At 46.0% G+C, this 745-nt stretch carries 1 protein-coding gene; it reads left to right on the plus strand.

The genetic code is table 11. The features are described 5' to 3' along the window. A partial coding sequence (locus AC2TDN_RS26565; RefSeq protein ID WP_484690740.1) for a transposase occupies window positions 1-689 on the plus strand: 689 nt, incomplete at its 5' end. Window positions 690-745: the final 56 nt, after the last annotated feature.

The following is a 745-nucleotide window of genomic DNA, read 5'->3' on the forward strand; positions in this document are numbered from 1 at the left end:
TGCTGGCTCGCCTAGACGGCGGTAATGACGCAGCAGATAACGTCAATCTCCTTATTGATCAAGAAACCGACTTTATTATTAAACGCAATCCACGTAAAGAATCGAAAGAGCAGTGGTTACAGTTCGCCAAATACGATGGGCGGCTGTTGGACTCCCGCGCGGGTAAAGAAGTCTATATGGGCGATATTCTCGTTCACCCGAAGCGATTCATTAAGCCCGTTCGCATGGTTTACCAAGTGACAGAGCGAACGACCGAACCGGATGGACAGATGCTGCTTGTACCGGATATTGAGCTCTCCCTTTATTGGACTTCGCTGGATTGCTCAGAAGAGCAAGTCATCACCCTCTACAAGGATCACGCGACGAGTGAGCAATTTCATAGTGAAATTAAGTCTGAACTCGACTTGGAACGTCTCCCTTCCGGCAAATTTGCGACAAATGACCTCATTTTGCATCTTGGATTGTTTGCTTATAACTTGCTTCGATTCATTGGACAGGTAGCACTGACCGATTATGATGCGCCATTTAAAAAGAAGAATGTCTTTCGGCAGCGCATTCGAACGGTTATTCAAGACCTTATGCTTATTTCCGCTCGCTTCGTCAAACATGCTCGAGGTTTAAAACTATGCTTTGGACGATGGAGTCCTTGGTTCCCGCAACTAAAGCGAATCTATTGGCAACTAAGATGATTGGAGCTAACAGAATACAACCTGCAAGAACGCTGTTAGACGAGGGTTCTACTTTG

Source organism: Paenibacillus sp. Y660, from assembly GCF_057221575.1.